We start from the raw sequence: 2,909 nt of genomic DNA on the forward strand, positions 1-2,909 counted from the left end.
GGCTCTCGCGGGGACTGTCCCAGGTTTCGGCATCTGGATGTTGTGGTCCTGCGGGACCTGGTGGAACGTCGCGGGATTTCCAATGTTGTTGCCCTGCGGTATTTGATCCGGCACCTGATGAACTCGCCTGCCGGGCTGTTCAGTGTGCAGAAATTCTACAATGATCTGAAATCACAAGGTATAGCCTGCGGTAAGAACACCCTGCACGAGTTTTTTGACTACCTGGCTGATGCCTATCTTTTTTTCCCGGTCTGCATTCATTCGGGCTCAGAGCGCTCCAGGATGGTCAACCCCAGAAAGGTTTACGCGGTGGATACCGGTATGATCCGGGCCTGTTCCCGGAGCACTTCTCCCGACTGGGGCCGTCTTCTGGAAAATCTTGTGTTCATGGAACTGCGCCGTAGAACACAGTGGATCGAATACTACCGCACACAGAGCGGGCGCGAAGTGGATTTTTATGTCCAGGATACCTCCGGAAAAATCAGCCTGATCCAGTCAGCAGCGTGGATGGAGGATAAAAAGACGGCCCAGCGGGAAATAACAGCATTGTCTGAAGCCATGCGGGAATGTCAGGTTTCTAAGGCCTGCATAGTGTCTTTTAATACTGAAAAGTACGTTGATACCGATGCAGGGCTCATACATGTGCTCCCGGCCTGGAAGTGGGCCCTTGTACAGTAGCCGGAGAAACTGGTGTGAACGGCCGGCTCAGAATCCGGGTCAGGGGCCAATCGTTATGTTTGTTGCTGCAGCATTCATATTTTCCGGGCGTAGTCCGGAAAAAGATTAATCAGTCTGTTGTCCAGGCTGAAAAAGGCGCTGGCCTTTCTGTCCCTGGCCAGTTGGACAAAAAGAAGATCTGCAAAGTCGTCTTCCATTCTGTAACGCAAGCTTGCCACCTGGACAGCGGTTCGATTTTCCACCTCATAAGTCGGAGATCACAAAAGTGCGTCCAGAAGATGAGCGATATCACTGCGTTGAAAGCCGTAACCCTTAGAAAGAACCCAGACCATCTCCAGCAGAACCCCGGACAGAAGCAATACTTTCTCTCCCCGGTTCTCTGCATCACTGACCAGGCGTCTGGCTCTGGCGGCCTGTGCTTGATCATCCTCCACGCCCAGCCGCACTAAAGCATTAGTGTCCAGAGCTATCATACACCTGTCCCGCGACTGCCCGCTTCAAGCCTTTGTTCTTTTATAACCTCATCCATTTCTTCAATGCTCAGAGCATCCTTGCGCGTCCTGGGCCTGTCACTGAGCAGACCGAATATCTCCGAAGCAGGTTTATCACAGGATCTGATGAGAACCAGGCCATTGCCGAGATCAGTAAAACTGACCCTGCCGGCGGAACCTATCCCCATACTGTCCCTGATATCCCTGGGAATAGTCACCTGTCCCTTGCTGGTCACCTTGCTTTCCAAAGCCATTTCTTACCTCCCTCATAAAATCATTACTTTGAGTACAAAAGTAAGAAATACCCAGGGAATTGTCAACAAACAAGTAGTTCCTTTACATCTCGCGCTTGACGCGAAGTGTCAAATAAAGGGGCCTGGTTTTACACTTCCGGCAAAGCGCATAATGTCAATAGTCATACTGTCCAGAACGCGCGGTATTTGCGTTACCCTGCCGTTTGCGGGGCCGGCAAGCTGCTGATTAAATCAGACTATCAAGGGTAATTATCTTAATTGAAGGGATATCTGGCAGCCTGAGATCGTTCGAGAGAAAGTAGTCTGCTCCCGTTTCAATGGCTGCACTAATTTGTAATGCATCTGGAGTTCTAATATTATGTTTTGCTCTTAGGCCTGCAGCACGCTCTGAGATAGAATGAGAAATTTCAACGGTTATCATTTTTGAATGCAGCAGGATATCCTTATATTCAGATGCCAGAGAATAATTACCTGCACGCATGGGATAAACCAGAACTTCAAGCAAGGTAATGGTCGAAGTTGAAACTAAAAAAGATCCCTTTTCCATTTCTGCAAAAAATGGTTCCAATACAGAAAGATAGGGAGGCTTTTCTTCAATAAAGTAAATCAGAGGTGCGGTATCAATTCCGACGGTAGCGCCAGAGAGTTTTTTTATTCTCTCCATGATGCTCTTTCTTCAGCTATATAGTTATCTTCATCTATTTTTTCCCATAAATCTTTCCCCATTCCCTTAAGTTCCATGATGCTCCTGGCTTTAGATGAAGAAGCAGCCTTGTTTCTTACTAATGATGCTGTTTGTTCTAATAAGAGGAGTTGTTCAGAAAGAGGCAGGGCCTGGATGTCAGATAAAATCTGCTCATATCTTCGTGTTTCCATTTTGCTCACCTTTAACTGCTCATAGTTTAAAGACGTCAGTTCAATTAAGATTAAGGCAGATGGCCGGGTTTGGCAATAAACTTGCTGGTCTCAGAGACCTGGCCCAACTGCCCCTTTGTGACTTAATCCAGATTTTTTATGTTTTCACCAATGGTAATCAACTGCATGCAGATGGAATCCAGCTTTTCCATACCCCCTGGAGAATCGGTAAAATCACTGACTGATTGAACCGGCTCAAACCTTTGCATTATTGTCATGGAAGCCTCATGCACCTGGCTGAGGAGGTGTGCTGCAAGGCTCTATCATACATAGACAGCTTCCTGGTCGATTCTTTCCTTTAGAAACTTATTCATGCCGGGTCTGTAACTTATTACATCAACTTTGAGCCCCAGGATATCTTCAAGGTCCTGCTTGATGCCGATAATCCTGAAAAGGTCCTGTTTGTTCAAGTCTACAACTACATCAATATCACTTGCAGAATTTTCCTGCCCCTTAGCCAGGGAGCCAAATACACCTATCCTGAGAATGCCGAGCTCATCACCGGATTCTTCACGGTATTTTTTGATAGTGTTGAAAATATTATTGCGATTCATAGATAACACAACTTAAA

8 protein-coding genes are annotated in these 2,909 nt (G+C 46.9%); 1 reads left to right on the plus strand and 7 read right to left on the minus strand.

Annotated elements, in window-relative coordinates; genetic code table 11:
- Positions 1-678 (plus strand): DUF4143 domain-containing protein (locus QZP87_RS08550; protein ID WP_291322502.1); only part of this gene is annotated, 678 nt, incomplete at its 5' end.
- Positions 679-752: 74 nt separating this feature from the next.
- Here the strand turns inward: QZP87_RS08550 and QZP87_RS08555 are convergent.
- The 7 genes from QZP87_RS08555 to QZP87_RS08585 all read right to left on the minus strand — a co-directional run bounded on the left by QZP87_RS08555 (position 753) and on the right by QZP87_RS08585 (position 2,892).
- Complete coding sequence (locus QZP87_RS08555) at positions 753-887, minus strand: hypothetical protein (protein WP_291322503.1); 135 nt, start codon at positions 885-887, stop codon at positions 753-755.
- Between the two features lie 48 nt (positions 888-935).
- The gene (locus QZP87_RS08560; protein ID WP_291322504.1) at positions 936-1,151 is read right to left on the minus strand and encodes a hypothetical protein; all 216 of its coding nucleotides are present in this window, start codon (positions 1,149-1,151) and stop codon (positions 936-938) included.
- Positions 1,148-1,423 (minus strand): AbrB/MazE/SpoVT family DNA-binding domain-containing protein, encoded by a 276-nt coding sequence (locus QZP87_RS08565; protein WP_291322505.1) that lies wholly within the window; start codon positions 1,421-1,423, stop codon positions 1,148-1,150. The genes QZP87_RS08560 and QZP87_RS08565 overlap by 4 nt, the downstream gene beginning before the upstream one ends.
- Before the next feature lie 226 nt (positions 1,424-1,649).
- Positions 1,650-2,087, minus strand: a complete 438-nt coding sequence (locus tag QZP87_RS08570) for a PIN domain-containing protein (protein WP_291322506.1) — start codon at positions 2,085-2,087, stop codon at positions 1,650-1,652.
- On the minus strand, positions 2,075-2,299 hold the full coding sequence (locus QZP87_RS08575) for a hypothetical protein (RefSeq protein WP_291322509.1): 225 nt from the start codon (positions 2,297-2,299) through the stop codon (positions 2,075-2,077). The genes QZP87_RS08570 and QZP87_RS08575 overlap by 13 nt, the downstream gene beginning before the upstream one ends.
- 122 nt (positions 2,300-2,421) lie before the next feature.
- The gene (locus QZP87_RS08580; protein WP_291322507.1) at positions 2,422-2,556 is read right to left on the minus strand and encodes a hypothetical protein; all 135 of its coding nucleotides are present in this window, start codon (positions 2,554-2,556) and stop codon (positions 2,422-2,424) included.
- A gap of 45 nt (positions 2,557-2,601) precedes the next feature.
- A complete protein-coding gene (locus QZP87_RS08585; RefSeq protein ID WP_291322508.1) occupies positions 2,602-2,892 on the minus strand; it encodes a nucleotidyltransferase domain-containing protein in 291 nt (96 codons plus the stop codon).
- Positions 2,893-2,909 lie beyond the last annotated feature (17 nt).

The organism is Desulfonatronospira sp., assembly GCA_003563255.1.
GTDB lineage: Bacteria > Desulfobacterota > Desulfovibrionia > Desulfovibrionales > Desulfonatronovibrionaceae > Desulfonatronospira.